Consider the following 19,602-nt stretch of genomic DNA (forward strand, 5'->3'; position numbering starts at 1 on the left):
GGCTGCCCTTGTCAGCATCGCATAGGCCCGCGGCATCCGATTTGTAGCAATCGCACATGCGCCGTCGAGCACGCTCGACGCCGCTTTGTCGCCGTCGGCATCCCCGCTTCCGCGCTCCGGAACCCGGTCATACCGTGGAATGAGCTGATCCGCCGCGACTGAAGGACGAGACCGACGATGGTTGACACGGCATCCCGCACCACGAAGACCGAGGGCACGAAGCCCGCCGCGACCGTGCCGGCAACGCCCGCGCGCGATGACGTCGCGGCCCCGATCCAGGCCCCCGCGGCGAACGCGCGGCCGACCGGCCCGCGCATCGACGTCGAGTCGCTCGGTCGGCAGCTGCTCGGCACCTGGGGCGACATCCGCCTCGAGGCGCGGAAGCGGGCCGGGCAGCCCGACCTGCAGCGCATCGAGGGCCAGTCGATGGACGAGCACCGGGAGCGCGTGCTCGGGCAGCTGAAGATCCTCGTCGAGCAGGGCGCCGTGCACCGCGCGTTCCCGAAGTCCGTCGGCGGGCAGGACGACCACGGCGGCAACATCGCCGCGTTCGAGGAGCTCGTGCTGGCCGACCCGAGCCTGCAGATCAAGTCGGGCGTGCAGTGGGGGCTCTTCGGCGCTGCGGTGCTGCACCTCGGCACCGAGTACCACCACCAGACCTTCCTACCCGACATCATGTCGCTGAAGGTGCCCGGCGCCTTCGCCATGACCGAGACCGGCCACGGGTCGGATGTCGCGGCCATCGGCACGACGGCGACCTACGACGAGCAGAAGCAGCAGTTCGTCATCGACACCCCGTTCCGCGGGGCGTGGAAGGACTACCTCGGCAACGCGGCCGTGCACGGCACCGCCGCCGTCGTGTTCGCGCAGCTCATCACGAAGGGCGTCAACCACGGCGTGCACGCGTTCTACGTGCCGCTGCGCAACGCCAAGGGCGGGTTCCTCAAGGGCATCGGCGGTGAGGACGACGGCCTGAAGGGCGGCCTCAACGGCATCGACAACGGCCGCCTGCACTTCACCGGCGTCCGGGTGCCGCGCGAGAACCTGCTGAACCGCTACGGCGCGGTCGCCGAGGACGGCACGTACTCGAGCCCGATCTCGAGCCCCGGACGTCGCTTCTTCACGATGCTCGGGACGCTCGTGCAGGGCCGGGTCTCGCTCGACGGAGCTGCGACCGCAGCATCCGCCGCGGCTCTCGCGATCGCCGTGACCTACGGCAACCAGCGCCGCCAGTTCAACGCGGCCAGCGAGACCGACGAAGAGGTGCTGCTCGACTACCAGCGGCACCAGCGCCGCCTGATCCCGAAGCTCGCGACGACGTACGCCCAGGTCTTCGCGCACGACGAGTTCCTCGTGAAGTTCGACGCCGTGTTCTCGGGCAAGGCCGACACCGACGACGACCGTCAGGACCTCGAGACCATCGCGGCGTCGCTCAAACCCCTGTCGACCTGGCACGCGCTCGAGACCCTGCAGGAGGCCCGCGAGGCGTGCGGCGGCTCCGGATTCCTCGCCGAGAACCGCCTGGTCGGGCTTCGTCAGGACCTCGACATCTACGTCACGTTCGAGGGCGACAACAACGTGCTGCTCCAGCTCGTCGCCAAGCGCCTGCTCACCGACTACTCGAAGCAGTTCGCGAAGGCGGATGTCGGGGCCATGGCCCGCTACGTCGTGACCCAGACGGCCGACCGCGCCTACCACGGCACCGGCCTGCGCCGCCTCGGGCAGAACATCGCCGACCTCGGCTCGACCGCCCGCTCGGTCGCCGAGCTGCGCGACGCCGACACGCAGCGCTCGCTCCTGACGGACCGGGTCGAGACGATGATCTCCGAGATCGCCGGCCGCCTCCGCGAGGCCCGCAAGCTCTCGAAGGTCGAGGGTGCCGCGCTCTTCAACCGCAACCAGAACGAGCTCATCGAGGCGGCGCGTGCGCACGCCGAGCTGCTGCAGTGGGAGGCGTTCACGCGCGGACTCGCGCAGGTCACCGACCCCGGTACCAAGCAGGTGCTCACGTGGGTGCGCGACCTGTTCGGGCTCGGCCTCGTCGAGAAGCACGCCGCCTGGTACCTCATCAACGGCCGCCTCTCGCCGAAGCGCGCGCAGTCGGTGAGCGCGTACATCGACCGCCTGATCGAGCGGCTCCGCCCGCACGCGCAGGACCTCGTCGACGCGTTCGGCTACGGCCCCGAGCACCTGCGCGCGAAGATCGCGTCGGGCGCCGAGCAGGAGCGCCAAGACGAGGCGCGTGCGTACTACGCCGCCAAGCGCGCCGACGGCACGCTGCCGGTTCCGGAGAAGAGCAAGAAGTAGCGGCATCCGTCGCGGCGAAGGCCGGGTTCCCGAATCGGGGCCCGGCCTTCGCCATGCGCAGGTGCGGCGGGGTCACCTGCGCAGGTGCCGATAGCCCGTCGCCGCGAGCGGCACGAAGACGAGCGTGATCGCCAGCGGCCACACGGATGCCGCGAGCACGGCGTGCTCGGCGAGCCACCCGCCGGTCGTGCCGGTGGGGTTGCCGAACAGTTCCCGTGCCGCCGTCGCGGTGGCCGAGACCGGGTTCCAGGCGGCGACGACGCCGAGCCAGCCCGGCATCGTCTCGGCCGAGACGAACACGGTCGAGAGGAACCCGAACGGCCAGACGAGCACCTGCACGGCGGTCGTCGCGCCCGTGCCGCGGAACCTCAGGCCGAGGTACACGCCGACCCAGAGCAGGGCGAAGCGCAGCCAGAGCAGCAGCGCGACGCCCGCGGCGATCTCGAGCGGGCCGGTGGTCGGGCGCCAGCCGATGAGCAGGCCGCCGGCCATGAGCACGCCGAGGCTGAGCGCCGAGTTCGCGAGGTCGGCCGCCGCCCGCCCGAGCGCGACCGCGCTGCTCGAGATCGGCAGCGAGCGGAACCGATCGGTGATGCCGCGCTTGGCGTCCTCGGCCATCGCGGTCATGGTGCCCTCGAGGCCGAACAGCATCGTGAGGGCGAACATGCCCGGCAGGAGGTAGGCGATGTAGTCGCCTCCGCCGGGCACCTCGATCGCGCCGCCGAAGAGGAACCCGAACAGCAGGATGAGCATGATGTTGAACGCGAGGCCGAACACGAGGCCCCACGGTTCGCGCACCCAGTGCAGCAGGTCGCGGCCGGCGATGAGCAGCCCCTCGCGGATCGCGTTCGGGCGGCGGTCGCGGAGCTCCGTGGGTGCGGCGATCGGGGAGTGGGCGGGTGCGGTCGTCATCGTGCCTCCTGGTCTTCGGCCGCGCGGTGCGCGGGGGTCTCGGCGGTGAGGTGCAGGAACACCTCGTCGAGCGTCGGGCGACGCAGGGCGAGGTCGTCGACCGGCAGGTCGGCGGCGTCGAGAGCGCGCACGATCGGTGCGAGTGCGGCGGCACCGTCGCTCACCTCCACGGTCACGGTGCGTGCGTCCGGGTCGACGGATGCCTCGGAGCCGACGGCGCCGGCGACGGTCGCCGCCGCGCGCTCGAGGTCGGCGGCGGCGAACCCGGCGATGACGCGGTCGCCGCCGAGCCGTCGCTTCAGCTCGGTGGGGGTGCCTTCGGCGATCACCCGGCCGTGGTCCATGACGCTCACCCGGTCGGCGAGCTGATCGGCCTCGTCGAGCAGCTGGGTGGTGAGCAGCACGGTCGTGCCCGTCGCGGCGACCTCGCGAACGGCCTGCCACACCGTGGCGCGACCCCGCGGATCCAGGCCGGTCGTCGGCTCGTCGAGGAAGAGGATCGCGGGGGTGAGCACGAGGCTCGCCGAGATGTCGAGCCGTCGTCGCATGCCGCCCGAGAATCCGGAGACCGGGCGGTCCGCGGCATCCGCCAGTCCGAACGCCTCGAGCAGCGCGTCGGTGCGCGTGCGGGCCCGGCCCCTGGACAGGCCGCTCAGCCTGGCGAAGAGCATCAGGTTCTGGCGGGCGGTGAGCGCGTCGTCGACGGCGTGGAACTGGCCGACGAGACCGATGCGCTCGCGTACCCCTGCCGGGTCGCGGCGCACGTCGAGGCCGTCGATGCGCGCGGTGCCCTCGTCGAGGTCGGTGAGCGTGGTGAGGCAGCGGACCGCGGTGGTCTTGCCTGCGCCGTTCGGGCCGAGCAGGCCGTGCACGGTGCCCGGTTCGACGCGCAGGTCGAAGCCGTCGAGCGCGAGGCCCCCGCGGTAGCGCTTGCGCAGGCCGACGGCCTCGAGGGCCGGCCTCGGCTCGTGCCCCGAGGAGGGAGTCGGTACTGGTCTGGATCGCATCGGGACCTCTTTCGGCGTACTTCGTACGGAGTTGTGGGGATTAACCGTACACCATACGGAGAATGTAGGCTGGCGTGCATGGCGACCGAATCGACCGGGCGCGGCGAACCCGACCGCACGCTTCGCCTGCTCTGGCGGCATCGACTCGGCGAGCCCGTCGGCTCACGCGGACCGAAGCAGCGCACGAGCGTCGACGCCGTGGTCGACGCCGCGATCGCGCTCGCCGACGAAGAGGGCATCGAGTCGCTCTCGATGCGCCGCGTCGCCGAACGCCTGGGCCTCAAGCCCATGTCGGTCTACACCTACGTGCCCGGCAAGGCCGAGCTCGTCGACCTCATGGTCGACCGGGTCGCCGGCGAACAACCGCTTCCAGACCTCGACGGCGACCTGCGCGCCCGCCTCCGCCGGATCGCCGAGCTCGCGTGGAACGAGTACCTGCGGCATCCGTGGCTGCTCGCGATCGACACGAGCCGCCCGCCGCTCGGGCCCAACGTCTCCGACCGGTGGGAGTGGAGCCTGCGCGCCATCGACGGCCTCGGCCTCGGCGACCTCGACATGGACCACGTCATCACGCTGATCACCGGGTACGTGTCCGCCCCGGCCAGGGCGCACCTCGACGCCGAGCGCCTGCGCCGCACCGTCGCCGAGACCGACGAGGAGTGGTGGCAGCGCAATGCGCCGATCCTCGAGGAGATCATGGACGCCGAGCGCTATCCGGTGTCGGGCCGGGTGGGCAGCGCGGCCGGCGCCGAGTACAACGCCGCGGCCGACCCGCAGCGCTCGTTCGCGTTCGGCCTCGAGCGCGTCATCGACGGCATCGAGGCCTACGTGCGGTCGGCGGCTACTCCGCCGGCGGCTTCATGATCGCGCCGGTGGCGAGGCCCATGACCACGCCCGCCGCGAGCCACAGCCAGAAGCCCGTGACGAAGCTGATCACGAGGCCCACGATGACGCCCATGACGAGTCCGACGATGAGCTGCTTGCGACGCGCGGGCGTGATCGGCTTGGCCATGCCGACCAGCCTACGTCGCCGAGTCTGCGCGTCCGCTAGATGAGGCCGAGCGCGCGCACCGCCTCGCGCTCCTCGACGAGCTCGGAGACGGATGCCGCGATGCGATGCTCGGCGAAGGCGTCGACCTCGAGCCCCTGCACGATGCGCCACGCGCCGTCGACGGACTCGACCGGGAACGACGACACGAGCCCCTCGGGCACGCCGTAGGACCCGTCGGAGACGACGGCGGCGCTCGTCCACCCTGCATCGGTGCCGTGCACCCAGTCGCGCACGTGGTCGATCGCCGCGCTCGCCGCGGAGGCCACCGACGACGACCCGCGCACCTCGATGATCTCGGCACCGCGCTTGGCGACCCGCGGGATGAACGTGTCGACGAGCCACTCCTTGGCCGTGTCGAACCCGCCGAGTCGGGCGGCGAGCAGGTGCGGCACGGGCTCGCCGTCGACGGTCGCGTGCGAGACATCCGGGAACTGGGTCGCCGAGTGGTTGCCCCAGATCGTGACGTCGCGCAGCGACCCGACCTGCGCCCCGAGCGTCGCCGCGAGTTGGCCCAGCGCGCGGTTGTGGTCGAGGCGCGTGAGGGCCGTGAACCGGTCGGACGGGACATCCGGAGCATGCGAGGCCGCGATGAGCGCGTTCGTGTTGGCCGGGTTGCCCACCACGACGACCCGCACGGAATCGGCCGCGCCGGCGTTGATGGCTGCGCCCTGGGGCCCGAAGATGCCGCCGTTCGCCGCGAGCAGGTCGCCGCGCTCCATGCCCGCGGTGCGCGGACGGGCGCCCACGAGCATCGCCACCTCGGTGCCGTCGAACGCCGGCTTCGGGTCGTCGAAGACCTCGACGCCGTGCAGCAGCGGGAACGCGGCATCCTGCAGCTCGAGTGCCGCGCCCTCGGCCGCCCGAACACCCTGCGGGATCTCGAGCAGATGCAGTCGCACCGGGATGTCGGCACCGAGCATCGCTCCCGACGCGATGCGGAACAGCAGCGCGTAGCCGATCTGGCCCCCCGCGCCCGTGATGGTGATGGTGACCGGTTTCACGCTCATGAGCCGAGCCTACGCCGCACTCGGGCGGGTGCTCGCTACCGTTGGGACATGAGAGACCTGTATCCGGAGATCGAGCCGCTCGAGACGGGCATGCTCGATGTGGGGGACGGACAGCACATCTACTGGGAGATCTCGGGCAACCGGGAGGGCAAGCCCGTGGTGTTCCTGCACGGCGGCCCCGGGGCCGGCACCAGCCCGACCCATCGCCGCCTCTTCGACCCCGAGAAGTACCGGATCGTGCTCTTCGACCAGCGCGGATGCGGCCTCTCGATCCCGCACGCGAGCGAGCCGGGCGCCGACCTGTCGGCGAACACGACGTGGCACCTCGTGGCAGACATGGAGCGGCTGCGCGTGCACCTCGGAGTCGACCGCTGGCAGGTGTTCGGCGGTTCGTGGGGCAGCGCGCTGGCCCTCGCGTACGCCGAGACGCACCCCGAGCGCGTGACCGAGCTCGTGCTGCGCGGCATCTTCACCCTGCGCAGGCAGGAGCTCGACTGGTTCTACGAGGGCGGCGCGTCGGCCGTCTTCCCCGATCTGTGGGAGGACTTCCTCGCTCCCGTGCCGCCGATCGAACGGGCCCACCTCATCGAGGCCTACAGCCGCCTGCTGGCCGACCCCGACCCGGCCGTGCACCAGCCGGCCGCGGTCGCCTGGTCGCGATGGGAGGGCACGACGATCACCCTGCTGCCGCAGATCGAGACGATCTCGAAATTCGTCGCGCCCGAGTACGCGACCGCGTTCGCCCGCATCGAGAACCACTACTTCCGGCACGGCGGATGGTGGGAGGAGGGGCAGCTGATCCGCGACGCGCACCGGCTCGCCGACATCCCGACGGTCATCGTGCAGGGCAGGTACGACATGTGCACGCCCGTCATGACCGCGTGGGACCTGCACCGGGCGCTGCCCGGCGCGGAGCTGCGGATCATCGGCGACGCCGGGCACGCCTTCGACGAGCCCGGCATCCTCGATGCGCTCATCGATGCGACCGACCGGTTCGCCGGCGAACGGTACGACCGCGGCACGGCCGGCGGCCCGGGTGCGGACGACGGATTCGCGGGTGCAGGGGTTTCGGGTGACGAGGTCGTGGACGTGGATGACGGCGGGCTCGCCGACGAGGACCTCATCGACGACGTCGACGAGGACGCGTTCGGCGAAGCCGGGCGTGAGGCCGAAGCCGATGCCGATGCCGATGCCGAACTCGAAGTCGAAGCCGAAGCCGACGACGAGGCTGACGGCGACAGTGAGGCGGAGGCCGACGACGAGGCTGACGGCGACGATGAGGCTGAAGGCGACGATGCGTCGGGCGCCGAGGCCGACGGCGATTCGGGCGAGGAAGCCGATGGTGACGGCGTCTCGGGCGACACCGATGACGGCGACGGAAGATCGGGTCGAGAACCCGCGTCATGATCGGGCGTCGGTCGCGTCTCTCGAGTGAAGGGCACGCGGCGGGCGTGCCACGACCGGCAGGAGCCCCTGATGCGTCCGACCTCGAACCCGACCATGCACCGCGAACTCTTCCAGGCCGTCGGCCTCCAGGAGACCGTCGAGATGGCCTGCAGCTGCAGTCGCGGCGCAGACCACTGGTACTCGCGGCCCGGCGGACAGATCACGGCGCCCGGTTCGGATTCCCGGACGCCGGCGCAGCGCACGCGCACCAGCCCGGCATCCGCTTCGCGCCCCGCGATCTGAGCGCGTCGCGCCGGCTCCGTCCCTCGGAGGTGGGACGGCGTGGACCGCGCGGGTATGGCAGCATGTCCCCACGGTCTCCACTCCGTCACGAGAGGACGTTCCCGTTGGACCCCTTCCCGACTCCCGGCCCGGCGCAGCCCACTGCATGAACAGCCGGCTCTCCAAGATCGCGCGCCGTGTGCAGCGCGCACTCGTGCGCGGCATCATGGCGGTGGCGCCGAAGCGGCCGCACCTCGTCATCAACGGGTTCCCCGTCGACGAGGGCAACGCGGTCGAGATGCTGCGCGCGAGCGCCGAACGCTACCCGGGCACGGTCTACTGGCTGGTGCCAGAGGTCGACGAGGCCCACGGCGTGCTCGAGGCGTCGGGCGCCGATCCCGACCGCCGGGTCGTGATCGTGCCGCACCGCTCGTTCGTCGGACTCTGGCGCTTCGCCACGGCGGAGGTGTCGATGTTCACGCACGGGCTCTTCGGCAACCCCGGCCGGGTTCCCCGCAAGACGATGGTCAACCTCTGGCACGGCGGCGGGTTCAAGGGCAACATCATGAGCGACGAACGCGGTCGCCCCACGATCTCGTCCGACTACCTCGTGGCCAGCACTCGCAAGTTCGGAGTCGCCCGGGCACGCGAGTGCCGTCTTCCCGCCGACGGACTCCTCGTGACCGGCAACCCGCGGATCGACCAGTTCGCCCGATCGGGGTCCGCGGCGCTCGACCGGCTCGGCATCGACCGCGCGCGGCCGTTCGTGCTCTGGATGCCGACCTTCCGACGCAACAAGGGCCGTGGGCTCACGGCGGGTTGGTCCGACGTCGCCGGCGGCTCCGCGGTCGACGTCAACGCCGTCATGGCCGGATGCGTGGAGCTCCTGGCCCGCGAGTACGATCTCGCGGTCGTCGTGAAGCCGCATCCGCAAGACGGCGAGAGCCGCTCGATCCCCGGTGCGATCGTCGTCACCAACGAGTCGCTCCGCGACGCGGGCGTGCAGCTCTACGAGCTCATCGGCGAGGCATCCGGTCTCCTGACCGACTACTCGAGTGTCTGGATCGACTTCCTCGCGCTCGATCGCCCGATCGCCTTCGTCGTGCCCGACGAGGCCGGGTACGCGGCGGGGCGCGGGTTCGACCCGCCCGACGCGCTCGACTGGCTTCCCGGGCCGAAGGTCGCCGACGAGGCCGCCGTGCGGGCGTTCGCTGACGACGTGCTGGCGGGCGGTCGCGCATCGGCCGACCGTCGCCGCGAGGTCGCCGACGAGATCGGGCATGCCGGCGGGCCGGGCGTCGCCCACCGTATCCTCGACGAGCTGCAGGCCCGCGGCGTCTTCATCCGGCCGATCCGGCCGCGGGCGTCGACCGTAGCGGACGACGGCGACTGACGGACGACGGCGACTGACGGTCGCCGGCGACTGACCGTCGACGGCGACTGGCCGTCGGGGTCAGCGGGTCGTGGTGACGTCGTGCCCCGCTGATGCGGTCGGGGCGGTATGTCGCCCCTCGGGTGCCGTCGCGGCGGCCGGCCGAACGTCGGATGCCGTCGTGGCGGTGTGCCGCCCCTCGGATGCCGTCGCCGGGGCCTGCCGTTCCTCGAGCGCTCGGAGCAACTGATACCTCGGCTGTCGCGGCGGGCGCGGATAGATCGTGCCCGGCTCCAGGACGAGCGAGATCGTGAGGAAGAGCGCGAAGATCGCACTGGACTCGATGAGCCCGTTCTCGAGGAAGCTGCGCGCGATGACGAGCACCAGCAGCGGCACGGTGAGCGTGCGCAGCATCCGATCGGACCGAATGGCGTCGACCGCGGTCGACAGCACCCAGACGACGAGCAGCAGCGTGCCGATGATGCCCGCCTGCGCGAGCACCGACACCCAGCTGCTGTCGAGCACCTGGGAGTCCCACCAGCGCTGGTTCACGGCGACGGTCTTCTGCGCGAGACCGTCGCCGATCCACTTCGCCCAGGTGTCGAACGGCACGTCGAGCACCGCCGTCCAGGCGATGGTCCGCGAACTCAGGCTGGCGAGCTCCGACGCGCTCTGCCCGCGGATCGCGACCTGTTCGATGAAGTCGGTGAAGGTCGCGATGACGTAGACGATCGGCATGAGCGCGAGCAGGCCGATCGAGGTCGAACGGGGGAGCGGCGCAGCGAGCAGCAGTGCGAGCACCACCGCGATCCCGACCACGAGCAGGGTGGTGCGCGAGCCCGTGGCGAAGACGATCGCCGCGAACGTGATGAAGCCGATCGAGTTGGCCGGCCTGAGGCCCCGGCGCCCCACGTCGACCGCGAGCGCGACCGCCGCCGGACCGGCGAGACCGGCCACCTCGTTCGGCGCCATGTCGGGGATCCCCCCGCCCAGGCGCCCGTCGGCGAGGAATTCGGGGATGCCGGTGATCGCCGAGAGCAGTCCCACCGCGCCGAGGGCGAAGAGGAGGGTCGACAGCACCAGCATCGGGGGCCCGGACGCCACCAGCAGCACGACCGTCGTGGCGACGAGGATGATGCGTGCCGTGAGCACCAGCGACGGCGTCGCGTCTCCGGCGGCCAACGCACCGACGCTCGACGCGCCCACCAGCAGGAACAGCAGCAGCAGCGATCGCGCGCCGACCCGACCGTGGCGGCGCGAGGCCCTGGAGAGGATGGCTGCGCCGATGAAGGCCGCGAACCCGACGAGGGCCTTCGAGATCACGACCGGGTCGACCCCGCCCGTGAAGAGCACGCCCGGTCGCCACGACACGACGCTGAACACGAGGAGGAGCCAGACCGCGAAGAACGCCGCCTGCCTCCCGCTCACCGGTGCGCGGACGCGCATGGCCTCAGATCCGTGCCCGGTCCTGCGAGGCCTTCGTTCCGCCGGTCGACTCCGTCGACCCGCGTGCGGGCGCCTGGGGCTGCTCCGGCTCGGGGCGCATGGGCACCCGTCGAGGCTCGCTCGTGAAATCGTCGGCGTGCCAGTCGGCAGCGAGATCGGCGTGATGGCGACGCGGCACGTCGGCGAAGACCACGCCGATCGGAGGGACGCCCTCGAGCCGGAGGTCGGTCACCATGCGGGCGAGGTCGGCCTCGGTCGTCTTGCCGTGGCGCGCGACGATGACGACCACGTCGGCCACCGGGACGACGGCGTGCAACGTGAGCGGACGGCTCTGCGCCGTCAGCTGGACGATCGTGAGATCGGCGCGGTCGGCGATCGCGAACGCGAGCGGCGGGAAGTGCGCCTCGGCGACCAGTTCGGAGGGCTCGTCGACGCCGTTCGGGATCGCCCACACCTCGCCCGGGCCCTCGACGTGCACGGGGCGGAGCAGGTTGGTCGGATCGGTGCTGCCCGAGGCGAGCAGTTCGCCGACGCCCGGCCGTTCGGCCAAGTCGGAGATGCCGGGCACCGGGGAAGCGGGCTCTGCGGAGGTCTCGAGGAGGACCACCTCGCGTCCGGCCTCGGCATAGGCCTGCGCGAGCCCCACGCGGACGTGATCGGGGGCGGAGTCGCGCGTGGGCGCTGCGAGCAGCAGGAGCGTGGGCACCACGCCGCCGTTCGCCTGTCGGAGGTTCAGCACGGCCTCGACGTACCCGTCGCCCTCTGCGTCGATCACGAGAGCACCGCCGACGCGACGCGGTCGGCGGAGACGGCCGAAGACGGGGAGACCGGCGACGCGCCGAACGTCGTGGCCGGTACGGAGGCGCGTGTCGAGCTGGGCGAGCAGGAGCGCGAGGGCGGCACCGATGGCGAGGCCGCCGACGAGCCCGAGCCCGAGGATGACGACCCGCTGCGGGGCGCTCGGCGACGCGGGAGGATCGGCGGGGATCCGCACGTCGAGATCGACCGTGTAGGTCGAGCCCGGCGAGTTCTCGATGTCGGCCACCTCGGCCGACAGGCCCGCTGCGACCGCGTTGGCGAGGTCGGCTGCGCCGTCGGCGGTTCGGGCCTCGGCGGTGACCTCGACGAGCACGGTGCCGTTCGGGTTGGCGGCCGACACCCGTGAGGCGACCTGGCTCTTGGTGGCGTCGGTGCCGAGGGCGTCGATCGCGTCGGTGAGCACGTCGTCGCTGTAGACCAGGTCGGGGTACGACCCGACGCGGGCGAGGCTGAACTGCGAGAGCTCGGCGAGCGACGCGGTCGGCGACTTCACGCTCAGGAACAGCGTCGCCTTGGCCGTGTAGGTCGACGGGAGCACGACGGAGACCACGGCGGCGAGCAGCAGGCAGGCGGCCACCGAGGTCGCGATGACGACCCAGCGCTGCTGGAACACCTGAAGATAGCCCGGAGCCGCCATTGGGTTCCCTCTGTCGGGTTGAAATCGAAAGATCAGTCGAATCTACCAGCGCGTGCACGTGGCGGTCCCCCGAATCGTCCGGGAGAATCGATTCGGCGGGGCGCATGCCGACCGCACCGAAGCGAGGAGACGGCCATGGTCCCGGCCGAGGAGCAGCCGACCGGGAGCGGTCGCAGACGCTCCCGCGTCTGGATCGCCGGTCTCGCGTGCCTCGCCGGAGTGCTCGTGCTCGTGCTCGCCGCGGTGGCCCTCGTGTTCGCCTTCTCGCCTCCCGACGCCGGACCCCTGCAGGCCATCCCCGACGGACTGGCGGCCGGAGCGTCCGCACCGCCGGACGACCTCGGGGCGCAGGCGGGGGCGGTCGAACCCGGCGGCACCGACTACCCGATCCCCGACGGCGCGCTGTACGTCGACGCGGAGGCGCGGACCGCGGGCGTCGGCACCGAGCACGCCCCGTTCCGCACCATCCAGGGGGCGGTTGACGCGGCATCCGACGACGACACGATCGTGATCCGCGGCGGCGAGTACCACGAGTCGGTCGTGGTGGCCGACACCGACGGGCTCACGCTCCAGGCGTACCCCCACGAGGCCGTCTGGCTCGACGGCAGCGCGGTCGTCGACGGCTGGGTGCAGGACGGATCGCGGTGGCGTCATGACGACTGGTCGGTCGTGCTCGACGCGAGCCCCACGTACGAACGGGGCGCCCCCGACAACGTCGAGGAGCGATGGGCCTTCATCGACGACCGGTTCCCGATGGCGGCCCACCCCGACCAGGTCTGGATCGGCGACGAGCGCCTCGAGCAGGTCGCCCGGCAGAGCGAGGTCGGCCCCGGCCGGTTCGCCGTCGACCACGAGAGCCGCTCGCTCGTGATCGGGTCGGATCCGACGGGTCGGGAGGTCCGCGCGAGCGTGCTCCCGCGCGCCATGCAGCTGCAGGGCGATGACGTGACCGTCCGGGGGATCGGAGTGCGGCGGTACGCGACATCCGTGCCCGACATGGGCGCCGTCACCCTCGAGCGCGACGGGGCGCTGCTCGAGCAGGTCGTCGTCCGCGACGGGGCGACGGGCGGCATCTTCGTCGGTGCGGCGGACGCGACGCTGCGCTCGGTCACCGCCGAGGGCAACGGCATGATCGGCGTGGCCGCCAACTTCGCCGACGACCTGCTGATCGATCGGCTCGCGTCGCGCGACAACAACACCGAGCACTTCAACCGGGCGCCGGTCGCCGGCGGGATGAAGCTCACGCGCTCGCGCGGGGTGACCGTGACCTCGTCGGTGTTCGCCGACAACCTCGGCACCGGCCTCTGGTTCGACCAGTCCTGCCTCGGGATCCGGGTGACCGCGAGCAGGCTCGACCGCAACACGGGGCACGGACTCTTCCTCGAGCTCTCCGGACGCGCGGTCGTCGACGGCAACGTCATCACGCAGAACGACCGGTATGGCGTCAAGGTCAACGACACGAGCGAGGTCGTGCTGCGCGACAACGTGCTGAACGCGAACGCGTCGGGCATCGCCGTGCTGCAGGACGAGCGCAGGCCCGACGCCCCCGACGCCCGCGGTCTCGACCGTCGGATGCCCCAGCCCGACCCCGACCTGCCGTGGGTCGTCTCCGACGTCGTCGTCGTCGGGAACACGCTGGCCGGCGGCGGCAGCGACGAGTTGCTGACCGTGGAGGACTACACCGGCGTCACGGACGCGGACTCCCTCCGGACGATCGTCGACGCGAACCTCTACGTCCGCGACGACGAACAGGCCCCCGAGACCCTCGCGCGCTGGCAGGTCGCGCCGGGGCGGATCGCGACGTTCGCCGCGCTCGCCGAGCTGCAGGAGGAGACCGGTCGGGAGACGCACGGCATCGAGGTGACCGCCGGGCGGACGATCGGCGGGTCGCCGGCCGCGTCGGAGGAGTTCAGCTGGCCCGGGTGGGCGCTGCGGATGTGGCCGGATCTGCCGCAGTAGGCGCGGCGTCGCGCTCGGACCCGATGGCGGGCACCAGGAGGAACCGACGGACGACGAGCCCGCCGATCACGGGGGCGATCGCGATCAGCGCCGGCACGTAGGCCGGTTCTCCGCCTGCGACGAGGAAGCCGACGGCCAGCGCCACGGCGAGGAGCGTGTCGGCCGCACGGACCGCGAACAGCTTGCCCTGCGCGCCCGCCACCGAGGCGAGCGAGCCGTACGGCGCGACGGCGGCGATCGCCGTGGAGAAGACGATCCACCCCGCCACGGCGATGAGGTCGAGCGGCTCGTCGAAGAGCAGCGGGCCGAGCCACGGTGCGAGCGCCAGCATCACCGCGCCGACGACGACCACGAGGCCCACGAGGGCGAGCACGGCCCGGTCGGCGCTGCGGAGCTTGCCCGCGAGGCCGGCCTCGCGGTCGTGCGCGAAATGCACGAACAGGAAGGAGCCGAGCCCGCTGACCATGAGCGTGGCGGGAGCGACGTAGGTGCGTGCCGCCTCGATCATGCCGACCGCGGCGAGCGACGCGGTCATGACGACCACGACGCGGATCACCGTGAGCATGGCCGGACGGAGCACCTGCTGGGCGGCCCGCCAGACGCCGTACCGGAGCACCTCGCGGTGCCCGCCCCGCATGATGCCGACCACGCCGCGTTCCGAGGCGGGCAGCAGCGCGAGACCGACCACGGCGCCCACGAGCTGTCCGGCGGCGACCGCGGCGATGAAGCCGGCCAGGCTCGGCGTCGACCAGAGCCAGATGCCGAGCACCACGCCCATCGAGACGGCGAACGCCGCCGCGTCGACCGTCACCACCCGCCAGAAGGTCAACGACGCCATGAGCATGCGCCGCACGACCTCCTCGACGGCGAACAGGAACGTCGCGAAGGCGAGGGCGATCGTCTCGGGCCCGTCGATGAGCCCGGTGAGCGCGAAGGCGCCCGCCGTGGCCGCGGCGAGCACGAACGGGATCAGCACGCCGAACTGCTCGAGCGCCGAACGCACGCGTGGGTTGCGGCGGTCGAGCACCGCGTAGGCATCTCCGACGAACCCGCCGGTCACCGCCGAGACGATCTGCATGGTGCCGTAGACCACGGCGAAGGCGCCGAGCCCGTCGAGACCGAGCGTACGGGCGACGAGCACCTGGATCGTGAAGCTCGCGAGCGCCTGCATGCCCTGCGACGCCACCGCGCCGACGGCGGAGGACTTCCGCGACCCGCTCGGGCGATCCGTCGGAGCAACGGAACGGCCGTGACCGCGCCGCCCGAGGGCAGCGCGGTCACGGTCGGTGGAACGGCTCATCGGACCGCCTACTCGGACGCGCGGCTGACGAAGTCGTCGTACCTGACCGAGATCGGGATGTTGGTGGCCGAGGCCGAGATGTAGCTCTCGAGCCCGATCGAACCCGGAGCCTGGAGCCCGGCGGTCGTGTCGGTCGTAGTCGCCTGCCAGACGGCGGGCTCCGGGGAACCGGCCTTCCAGATCTTCCCGGAGATCGTCGTCGGGCTCGTGCCGGTGACCGCGACCTTGATCAGGAAGGTGTCGCCCGCCGCGAACGAGACGCCGCCGAGCGTCGTGTTGGTGAGGATCACGGAGGAGCCGCGCACCAGCTGCAGGCCGACGGATCCTCCGGGCTGGAGCCGGATGCGCCCCTGGTAGAAGTCGCCGCCGACCTGACGCCCGACGACGCCCGCGACGATCTGGCCCGCCGAGACATCCTTGTCGACCGTGACTGCGACCTGCGTGACCGAACTGGTCACGCTCACTCCGCCGAGCAGGGCGCGGCGCGTCGAGCCGGTCGCCCCGTGGAGGAACAGGCCCTTGCCGTTCGACACCGTGTAGTTCGCGTTCACCGTCGACTGCCAGGCGCCGCCGGTGGTGGCCGTGCCCCAGCCGGCGCCGACCGTGCGCTCGAAGTCATCGGTGGCGATGGCTGCGGGGACGACCGGGGGTGCGGTGACGGTGACGACGGACGAAGCGGTCGCCGTGGCGCCCTCGTCGTCGGTCACCGTGAGCGAGACGGTGAAGTCCCCGCCCGCGGCGTACGTGTGGCTCGCCGTCACGCCGGTGCCGGTGGCGCCGTCGCCGAAGTCCCACGCATAGGAGGCGATGGTGCCGTCGGAGTCCTCCGAGTCGCCCGCATCGACGCCGACGTCGAGGTCGTCGACCGTGCTCGTGAACGAGGCGGTCGGCGCCGCGTTGGGGATCTCGGGCTCCTCCTGCAGGCCGAGCGTGTAGTGCGACTGGACCGTCTGCGCGTCGAGCGCCGATCCGTACACCGCGAACTCGTCGATGACGCCGTTGAACCACGGGCTCGAGGAACCCCACGTCACGTCGCCGCCTGCCTTCCAGTAGCCGTCGTAGCCCTGCGCCTGCGTCTGCGGGTTGGTGCCCGCCAGCACGCCGTCGACGTAGAGCTTCATGCCGGCCGACGACTGGGTGGCGACGACCTGGTGCCAGTTCCCGTCGTTGTACGGCTGGTCGGTCGTGATCGTGTTCGTGAACCCGGTCCACGTGCCGAAGACGAGCCTGCCGTCGTCCTGCATGTAGACGTGGCGGTCGTAGTTGTCCGACAGCCCGGTGCGGTTGTTGCCGAACCCGGTGATCTTGCCGCCCTGCGTCGTCGTGGTCTTGAACCACGCCTCCGTCGAGTACGTGGTCGGGCCCGAGACGGGTGCCGGCGTCGTGACGAAGCCCGACGTGAACCCGGCCGCGGTGTTCGCGACGTCGACGAGGGCGCCGGCGGCTCCGGTCGTGTACGCGCCGACGTAGCTTCCGTCGGCTCCGGCGGCGCTCGTGTCCTTCGCCACCGCGCTGCCGACCGCGTCTCCGAGCCGGTAGTACACCACCGGGTCCTTCGAGAACACGGCCGCGCCGTACGCGTCGGCGGGCGGGGTCGGGAGGGCCGCGGGCTCGCGGCCGGACTCGGTGTAGTGCTCGACCACCTGGGCCTCGGTCAGCGGGGCCGGGTAGACGGCGACCTCGTCGATCGAGCCGTTGAAGTTCTTGCTGCCGTCCCAGGTGTTGTCACCGCCGATCCGCCAGTATCCCCAGTAGGGCTGGGCCCACGTGACGTCGGGGTTGGATCCGGCGCGGCGGCCGTCGACGTAGAGCTTCATGCCGTCGGAGCCGAGCGTGCCCACGACGTGGTGCCACTCTCCGTCGTTGAAGCTCTTCGACGTCTGCAGCGTCTGCATGCCGCCCGGGTACACGCCGAACGTGACCTTGCCCTGCGGCGTCATGTAGATGTGCCGGTCGTACGAGCCGGAGTCGCCTGCGGCCTCGGATCCGAATCCGACGATCTTGCCGCCGGAGGTCGAGGTGGTCTTGAACCAGGCCTCGACGGCGAAGGTGTCGTCGCGCCACACCCGCTCCTGCGAGATCGCACGGCCCGAGTCGGTTCCGTCGAAGGTCGCCGCGGAGTCCGCGTCGCCGATCACGGCACCGGATGCCCCGAACGTCACGCCCGAGCCCTTCGAGGCGTTCGAGCGGCCCACGCTGTCGCGCGTGCTCGTCGCCGCAGGGCTGTCTCCGAGTCGCCAGTAGTACGTCGGATCGTCGTCGATGACGGTCGAGGCGTAGTCGCTGAGCGTCCCGGTCGTCGACGCCGTCACGGAGAGGGTCGAACCCCATCCGCTGTTGCCGAGCGGGTCGATCGCGCGGAGCCGGTAGGTGTACGTCTGTCCGGGCGTGAGGCCGGTGTCGACGAACGTCATGGTCGGGCGGTCGTAGAACCGCGAGTCCTGCTCGGTGACGTAGACCGGGGTGGCCGTCTTGCCGTCGCGGATCACCTGGTAGGTGAGGCGCTCGTTGTCACGGTCGTAGTTCGCGGGCCAGCTCGCCGTGACGACGCCGCGCGCCGGCGACGCGAGCGTCGGCACGAAGTTGTCGCCGGTGAGGCGCGGGCCGTCGAGGTTCGGGGCGAGCGAGCGCGTCGCGAACCGCACGAGGCCCTGGAACGCCTTGTTGTTGACCGTGGTGAACTCCCCGCCGTAGACCACGTAGCGGCTGTCTGCCGCGACATCCCACGGGCCCTGTCCCTGGCCGGTGAACGTACCGGCGTTGATGGAGGGGAAGAAGTTCAGCAGCTCGGGCGCCGGGGTCCCGGACCACGACGCGTACCCGTAGGGGTCGGGGCGGTTGGTGCCGGTCGCCGCCTTGCTGTAGGCGATGCCGCGGTAGAAGGTCCACGGGTCGGTCTGGGGGTAGCCGCCCATGTTGCCGCAGTAGTGGGCGTGGCCGGCGGTGTAGACGCTGCCGGCGGTCGCCGCCACCGAGTAGGTGTCGCCGTGGCAGTCCGCGACCCACTGCACGCTGCCGGTGGCCCAGTCGCCGCGGAACGTGCCCTCGAGGTTGCCGCCGGAGCCGAAGACGTACCCCGTGCCGTAGAAGCTGTCGGAGTCGGAGTCGAGGCTGTAGATGGCCGCGTCGAGGCCCGCGTTGCGCACCTGTCCGTTCGCACCCCACGGCAGGACGGTCGCGCCGGCGCCGGTGTCGAACGCGGCGAGGCCGTATCCGGGGTTGTCGGTGCCGTTGGCCGTCGTGAAGTCGCCGCCGATGATGACCTTGGAGGCGTCGGGCGCGACCACGAGGTCGTATGCGCGGCCTCCGGCCAGCGCGGGGGCCCACGGGAGGATCGCGCCGTTCGAGGCGTTCGCCGCTGCGGCGAAGCCCGGTCGGGAGTTGCCGCTCACCGAGTTGAAGTGGCCGCTGAAGAACACCGTCGAGTTCGTCGCGTCGAGGGCGTAGACGCGGTTGTTCGCGCTGACGCCGAAGGCCGTGGCGACGTTGCCGCTGGCCGTGTCGAAGGCGACGATCCGGTTGCGGGTGGCGCCGTTCACCTGGGTGAAGTCGCCGCCGGCGTAGAGGCGGGTGCCGTTGGGCGAGGCCGCGATCGTGCGGACCTGCGCGTTGACGGTCGGCGCCCACGGGAGCAGGTTGCCGGTGGTGATGTCGTAGGCCAGCAGGTAGCTGCGGTTCACCTCGTTCACCCCCGCCGCCGAGCCGGCCGGTCGGGCCTTGGTGAAGTTGCCGGCGACGTACACGGTGTTGCCGACGATCTCCTGGTCCCACACGACGCCGTTGATCTGCGGGGCGGGCAGGGGATCGGTCGACACCGTCGTCGACGTGGCCGGGTTGCCCGGCGCGGTATCCGCCGCGGCGGGACCGGCGACGGTCGCCACGGACAGTCCTGAAACGATGACAGCGGCGATCGCCGCGCTCGCGAGGAGACGCAGACGAGACGTCGCGGGGTCGGGTGCACCCATCGGGTCCTCATTCGATCTGGTGAATGGGTCGGCCGGGCTGCCGCCCCTCTGTGGGCAAGGGTAAGTCCGAGGATGCCTCGACTGCGGCCCCAGTGAGGGGGGTACCCGACTCCCAGTTCAGGGGCCAGTCGAGTGGGCCGCCGCGCAGCACG

General features: G+C 71.6%; 13 protein-coding genes and 1 pseudogene. 6 read left to right on the plus strand and 8 right to left on the minus strand.

The window, feature by feature from the left end; genetic code table 11:
• Positions 1-177: 177 nt before the first annotated feature.
• Positions 178-2,307 carry an acyl-CoA dehydrogenase gene (locus ACFVS8_RS14585; RefSeq protein WP_387063593.1) on the plus strand — a complete coding sequence of 710 codons (2,130 nt, stop codon included), beginning with the start codon at positions 178-180 and terminating at the stop codon, positions 2,305-2,307.
• Positions 2,308-2,379: 72 nt separating this feature from the next.
• Here the strand turns inward: ACFVS8_RS14585 and ACFVS8_RS14590 are convergent, their stop codons facing one another.
• Positions 2,380-3,219, minus strand: a complete 840-nt coding sequence (locus ACFVS8_RS14590) for an ABC transporter permease (protein WP_387063595.1) — start codon at positions 3,217-3,219, stop codon at positions 2,380-2,382.
• Positions 3,216-4,226, minus strand: a complete 1,011-nt coding sequence (locus ACFVS8_RS14595; protein WP_387063598.1) for an ATP-binding cassette domain-containing protein — start codon at positions 4,224-4,226, stop codon at positions 3,216-3,218. Before ACFVS8_RS14595 ends, ACFVS8_RS14590 begins: the two co-directional genes overlap by 4 nt.
• A 78-nt stretch (positions 4,227-4,304) precedes the next feature.
• On the opposite strand from ACFVS8_RS14595, the gene ACFVS8_RS14600 reads away from it, so the two are divergent.
• A complete protein-coding gene (locus ACFVS8_RS14600; RefSeq protein WP_387063601.1) occupies positions 4,305-5,090 on the plus strand; it encodes a TetR/AcrR family transcriptional regulator in 786 nt (261 codons plus the stop codon).
• On the opposite strand, the gene ACFVS8_RS14605 is transcribed toward ACFVS8_RS14600, so the two are convergent.
• Both ACFVS8_RS14605 and ACFVS8_RS14610 read right to left on the minus strand, forming a co-directional pair.
• On the minus strand, positions 5,068-5,238 hold the full coding sequence (locus ACFVS8_RS14605) for an HPP family protein (protein ID WP_387063604.1): 171 nt from the start codon (positions 5,236-5,238) through the stop codon (positions 5,068-5,070). The genes ACFVS8_RS14600 and ACFVS8_RS14605 overlap by 23 nt on opposite strands.
• Positions 5,239-5,273: 35 nt before the next feature.
• On the minus strand, positions 5,274-6,284 hold the full coding sequence (locus ACFVS8_RS14610) for a malate dehydrogenase (protein ID WP_387063606.1): 1,011 nt from the start codon (positions 6,282-6,284) through the stop codon (positions 5,274-5,276).
• 48 nt (positions 6,285-6,332) lie between these two features.
• On the opposite strand from ACFVS8_RS14610, the pseudogene pip reads away from it, so the two are divergent.
• The 3 genes and pseudogenes from pip to ACFVS8_RS14625 all read left to right on the plus strand — a co-directional run.
• Positions 6,333-7,283: pseudogene (gene pip / locus ACFVS8_RS14615) on the plus strand (prolyl aminopeptidase); the annotation flags it as partial.
• 477 nt (positions 7,284-7,760) lie between these two features.
• A complete protein-coding gene (locus ACFVS8_RS14620; protein ID WP_387063609.1) occupies positions 7,761-7,973 on the plus strand; it encodes a hypothetical protein in 213 nt (70 codons plus the stop codon).
• A 145-nt stretch (positions 7,974-8,118) separates the two neighbouring features.
• A complete protein-coding gene (locus tag ACFVS8_RS14625; protein ID WP_387063612.1) occupies positions 8,119-9,345 on the plus strand; it encodes a CDP-glycerol glycerophosphotransferase family protein in 1,227 nt (408 codons plus the stop codon).
• Between the two features lie 60 nt (positions 9,346-9,405).
• On the opposite strand, the gene ACFVS8_RS14630 is transcribed toward ACFVS8_RS14625, so the two are convergent.
• Both ACFVS8_RS14630 and ACFVS8_RS14635 read right to left on the minus strand, forming a co-directional pair.
• Positions 9,406-10,770 carry an O-antigen ligase family protein gene (locus tag ACFVS8_RS14630; protein ID WP_387063614.1) on the minus strand — a complete coding sequence of 455 codons (1,365 nt, stop codon included), beginning with the start codon at positions 10,768-10,770 and terminating at the stop codon, positions 9,406-9,408.
• 4 nt (positions 10,771-10,774) lie between these two features.
• Positions 10,775-12,226 (minus strand): hypothetical protein, encoded by a 1,452-nt coding sequence (locus ACFVS8_RS14635; protein WP_387063617.1) that lies wholly within the window; start codon positions 12,224-12,226, stop codon positions 10,775-10,777.
• Between the two features lie 135 nt (positions 12,227-12,361).
• Between ACFVS8_RS14635 and ACFVS8_RS14640 the strand changes: the two genes are divergently transcribed.
• A complete protein-coding gene (locus tag ACFVS8_RS14640; protein WP_387063619.1) occupies positions 12,362-14,185 on the plus strand; it encodes a right-handed parallel beta-helix repeat-containing protein in 1,824 nt (607 codons plus the stop codon).
• On the opposite strand, the gene ACFVS8_RS14645 is transcribed toward ACFVS8_RS14640, so the two are convergent.
• Positions 14,136-15,485 carry a hypothetical protein gene (locus tag ACFVS8_RS14645; protein WP_387063622.1) on the minus strand — a complete coding sequence of 450 codons (1,350 nt, stop codon included), beginning with the start codon at positions 15,483-15,485 and terminating at the stop codon, positions 14,136-14,138. The genes ACFVS8_RS14640 and ACFVS8_RS14645 overlap by 50 nt on opposite strands.
• Before the next feature lie 8 nt (positions 15,486-15,493).
• A complete protein-coding gene (locus ACFVS8_RS14650; RefSeq protein ID WP_387063624.1) occupies positions 15,494-19,366 on the minus strand; it encodes a LamG-like jellyroll fold domain-containing protein in 3,873 nt (1,290 codons plus the stop codon).
• Positions 19,367-19,602: the final 236 nt, after the last annotated feature.

Origin of the sequence: Agromyces sp. NPDC058110 (assembly GCF_042884735.1) — a bacterium.
Classification (GTDB): Bacteria; Actinomycetota; Actinomycetes; order Actinomycetales; family Microbacteriaceae; genus Agromyces.